This is a genomic window from Collimonas sp., from assembly GCF_044339385.1.
Taxonomy (GTDB): domain Bacteria; phylum Pseudomonadota; class Gammaproteobacteria; order Burkholderiales; family Burkholderiaceae_D; genus Collimonas.
Window position 1 is genome coordinate 1 of record NZ_JBIIVN010000183.1, and the last position, 4602, is coordinate 4602.

Genomic DNA, 4602 nt, shown 5'->3' on the forward strand with positions numbered 1-4602 from the left:
TCCTGCGCAAGCTGCGGCTTTTTTGCGCTGCGTTTCTGGTAATGCTTTGGCCGATGTGGCGTATGGCGACTGTCACGGCTTGAGACAATTATTGGGAAATGGGATTGTTCAGGGCGGACTAATTTGAAGCGCGTTGGGCTACGGCAACGCCGACCGTATAACATGCGACACACGTATGCGACGATAGGACTGATGAGTGGAGCGCGCCCGGCATTCCTGGCCAAGCAACTTGGTCACTCGCTGCGAATGTTTTTTGAGGTCTATGCTGACTGGATCAACGGGTCGGATGATGATCGAGAAATGGATAAAATTGAGGAGTCATTGAGCAAAATTATCCCCAAGTTAACCCAGAATAAAAAAGCCGCCCAAAAATGAAGGCGGCTTTTCTTGAAAAATCATTTAATTTCAATGACTTGTATTCTTGGCGGAGAGAGGGGGATTCGAACCCCCGATAGGCTATTAACCTATACACGCTTTCCAGGCGTGCGACTTCAACCACTCATCCATCTCTCCTGCAACTACAACTACGTTTCGCTTAATTTGATTTTCGCGAAGCCGCGTATTATAGCAACAAATCGGCGAGAAATAGAACTTTCGTTTTCATATCGATTCCATTCACACATTTGACAGGAAAATTGCGAGTTCAGCGCGCAACTTCCGTCAACGTGCAACCTCTGAAGAACTTTATTGCGCTTCCTTGAGTTGCTCCAGAATCGCTGGATTTTCCAGTGTCGACATATCTTGGGTGATTTCCTCTCCCTTGGCGAGCGCGCGTAGCAGACGGCGCATGATTTTTCCGGAACGGGTTTTGGGCAGATTGTCGCCAAAACGGATTTCCTTGGGCTTGGCAATCGGGCCGATTTCCTTGGCTACCCAATCGCGCAATTCCTTGGCAATCTGTTTCGCTTCGTCGCCGCCCGGGCGGCTGCGTTTGAGGACGACGAAGGCGCAGATGGCTTCGCCTGTGGTCTCGTCTGGCCTGCCGACGACGGCGGCTTCGGCGACGATCGGATTGGCCGCCAGCGCCGATTCAATTTCCATCGTGCCCATACGATGACCGGAAACGTTCAGCACATCATCGATGCGGCCGGTGATGGTGAAATAGCCGGTGTCCTTGTTGCGGATTGCACCGTCGCCGGCGAGATACAATTTGCCGTCGAACTCGGGAGGGAAATAGGCGCTCTTGAAGCGCTCTGGATTATTCCAGATGGCGCGAATCATCGATGGCCACGGACGCTTGACGACCAAAATGCCGCCGTGGCCATCTGGCAGTTCGTTGCCGGCTTCATCGACAATGATCGCTTGAATCCCTGGCAGCGGCAGCGTGCATGAACCTGGCACCAGCGGTGTGGCGCCCGGCAGCGGCGAGATCATGTGACCGCCGGTTTCGGTTTGCCAGAAGGTGTCGACGACCGGACAGCGCTCCTGGCCGATATGCTTGTGATACCACATCCAGGCTTCCGGATTGATCGGCTCGCCGACCGTGCCAAGCAGGCGCAGCGATGACAGATTGTACTGGGAAGGATGGCTATTCTTATCGGCATCGGCGGCTTTGATCAATGAGCGGATCGCGGTCGGCGCGGTGTAGAAGATCGTCACTTTGTGGCGCTCAATCATGTCCCAGAACCGGCCGGCATTCGGGAAAGTGGGAATGCCCTCGAAAATAACCTGAGTAGCGCCCACTGCTGTCGGGCCATACGCAATGTAAGTGTGGCCGGTAATCCAGCCGATATCGGCGGTGCACCAGTAGACGTCGTCGGGCTTGATGTCGAAGACCCACTTCATGGTCAGCGCCGCCCACAGCAAATAACCACCGGATGAATGCTGTACGCCCTTTGGCGTGCCGGTCGAGCCGGAGGTGTACAGAATAAACAACGGATGTTCGGCATCGACCCATTCCGGCTCGCAAGTCTCGGCCTGATTGGCGATCAGATCGTGCAGCCAGATGTCGCGACCGGCGACAAAATGTATATCGCCGCCGGTGCGCTTGTACACCACTACGTCCTTGATGCTATCGCAGCCGCCCAGCGCCAGCGCTTCATCGACGATCGATTTCAGCGGCAGACGCTTGCCGCCGCGTGCCTGCTCGTCAGCAGTCAATACTGCGACGGCACCGGCATCAATGATCCGTTCCTGCAAAGACTTGGCGGAGAAGCCACCGAACACCACCGAGTGAGTCGCGCCAATCCGCGCGCATGCCTGCATCGCAACCACACCTTCGACCGACATCGGCATGTAGATAACAACCCGGTCGCCCTTTTTAATGCCACGCGACTTCAGGCCATTGGCGAACTGACAGACCCGCTTGTGCAGCTCTTGATACGTGATCTTGCTGACCTCGCCGTTATCTGTTTCAAAAATGATGGCGATCTTATCGGCATTGCCGTTCTGCAAATTAACATCGAGACAGTTATAAGAAACGTTCAGCTTGCCGTCGTCGAACCATTTATAAAACGGCGCATTGGACTCATCCAACACCTTGGTGAAGGGTTTATGCCACTGCAGGTTTTCGCGCGCCAGGCGCCCCCAGAAACCCTCATAGTTCTGCTCGGCCTCGGCCACCAGGGCGCGATAAGCGTCCATGCCGGAAATTGCCGCAGTCTTGGAAAATTCTGCGGGTGAGGGGGCGCGGGTTTCCTGCGAAAAGGTTTCGATGTTGGGCATGTCTGTCTCCTGCTTTTAATAGTTGCGGCTAAAGATAATCTTGCACACTTACTTCAGTCTTACATGCGTTGATTTGGCTCGGATCGGCTACTCGTCGGACTGAGCGCGGTTCAGTCGGTTATCATCGCACATTGAGCTCAATACGACTTCATATGCGTCCTACCAGATCCCACCTCTACCTTGCCTTGTCCATGCTGCTGGTAGGCGCTAACATCGGCTTCGGCAAGGCGATCATCGCCGTGATGCCGGTGCTGGTGTTTGGTTTGCTGCGCTTCGCGATCGCCGTGATCGTGATGGCGCCGCAGTTCTTCAAGGCGGCACCGCGCCTTGAGCGCCACGAGTGGCTGACATTGTTCGGCCAGGCGTTCTTCGGTACTTTTTTATTCACGTTGTGCATGCTGTACGGTGTGCAGCACACCACGGCCACTGCCGCCGGGGTGATTACCAGCACGTTACCGGCGGCAGTGGCGATCCTGTCGAACCTGATTCTCAAGGAGAGATTGGCGCCGCGCACACTGGCATCGATCCTGCTGGCGATTGCCGGCATTGCCCTACTCAACCTTAGTCAACGCGACAGCGGCGAGACCTCGCTGACCGGCAACCTGTTCGTCATGGCCGCAGTGGTATGTGAGGCCACCTATGTCGTGCTGTCCAAGCGCCTGACGCAAACCCTGTCGCCGATGCGCATCACCGCTTACAGTCACCTGTTCGGCTTGCTGCTGATGTTGCCGTTTGGCTTGACTGCTGCCCTGCCCTACGATTTTGGCCAGATCACGGCCGGCATGTGGAGCCTGATCGTGTGGTACGCCTTGGCTGCCAGCGTGATCGCGTTCTGGCTCTGGCTGACCGGCGCCAAGCACGTTCAAGCCAATGTCGCCGGTATCTTCACCGCCCTGATGCCGCTGGCGGCGGCGTTCATCGGCGTAGTGTTTTTGCATGAGAGCGTGAGCTGGGGGCACTTTGCGGCACTGCTGCTGGTACTAACCGGAATTGCCGTGGCTAGTTGGCCGCAATCCATAAAAAGCGCGCAAGAAGTGTAGAATAGCGTCGCCTTATTCCTACCAAATCATACCAATGAGCAATATTCCATCCCCTTCACAGAATAAAACCATCGGCAATGTGCCGAATCTGATTTTCATGAGCCGCTGGTTACAGTTACCGCTGTATCTCGGCCTTATCCTGGCGCAATGCGTCTATGTCTTCCATTTCTGGGTTGAACTGACTGATCTGATCGGCGCCGCTTTCGGCAATGCGTCATCGCTGACACATATCCTCGACGTGGTCACTATTGAGGGGGCGACGCGGCCTGCCAAGCTGACCGAAGCCACCATCATGCTGGTGGTGTTGGGGCTGATCGACGTGGTGATGATCTCCAACCTGCTGATCATGGTGATCGTCGGCGGCTACGAAACCTTTGTCTCGCGCATGAACCTGGAAACCCACCCGGACCAGCCAGAATGGCTGTCGCACGTAAATGCCTCGGTGCTGAAGGTCAAGCTGGCGATGGCGATCATCGGCATTTCGTCGATCCATCTGCTAAAAACGTTCATCAACGCTGGCTCCTACGATGCCAAAACCTTGCTGGCGCAAACCGGAATCCACATTACTTTTCTGCTGTCCGCACTGGCCATTGCCTGGTGCGACCGTATCATGACAGCGACCCAAAAAGAAGCCAACAGCGCGCACTAATATATTGACGCCAGCGGCTCCAGTTGTTTTCGTGAAGTTAGAGTTAGAGTTAGAGTTAGAGTTAGAGTTAGAGTTAGAGTTAGAGTTAGAGTTAGAGTTAGAGTTAGAGTTAGAGTTAGAGTTAGAGTTAGAGTTAGCTTCCCCCGAAATTTAGTCTTCCATAGGTAACGTAAAATCAACGATCCTTTGGAAAGACCAGCAATGAAGAAGATACCAAAACAGATGTACACGGCGGAGTTCAAGGAGCTA

General features: G+C 54.7%; 4 protein-coding genes and 1 tRNA gene. 3 read left to right on the top strand and 2 right to left on the bottom strand.

Annotated elements, in window-relative coordinates:
* Window positions 1-192 precede the first annotated feature (192 nt).
* Window positions 193-375 (top strand): hypothetical protein, encoded by a 183-nt coding sequence (locus ACIQ0R_RS11380; RefSeq protein ID WP_395827425.1) that lies wholly within the window; start codon window positions 193-195, stop codon window positions 373-375.
* Between the two features lie 47 nt (window positions 376-422).
* On the opposite strand, the gene ACIQ0R_RS11385 is transcribed toward ACIQ0R_RS11380, so the two are convergent.
* Together ACIQ0R_RS11385 and acs are read right to left on the bottom strand one after the other, a co-directional pair.
* Window positions 423-513: transfer RNA gene (locus ACIQ0R_RS11385), tRNA-Ser, on the bottom strand.
* Between the two features lie 171 nt (window positions 514-684).
* Window positions 685-2664, bottom strand: a complete 1980-nt coding sequence (gene acs, locus ACIQ0R_RS11390) for an acetate--CoA ligase (RefSeq protein WP_395827428.1) — start codon at window positions 2662-2664, stop codon at window positions 685-687.
* Between the two features lie 152 nt (window positions 2665-2816).
* Between acs and ACIQ0R_RS11395 the strand changes: the two genes are divergently transcribed.
* Window positions 2817-3704 carry a DMT family transporter gene (locus tag ACIQ0R_RS11395; protein WP_395827431.1) on the top strand — a complete coding sequence of 296 codons (888 nt, stop codon included), beginning with the start codon at window positions 2817-2819 and terminating at the stop codon, window positions 3702-3704.
* 34 nt (window positions 3705-3738) lie between these two features.
* Window positions 3739-4353: a YqhA family protein gene (locus tag ACIQ0R_RS11400; RefSeq protein ID WP_395827434.1), complete on the top strand. Its 615-nt coding sequence runs from the start codon at window positions 3739-3741 to the stop codon at window positions 4351-4353.
* The last annotated feature ends 249 nt before the right edge of the window (window positions 4354-4602 follow it).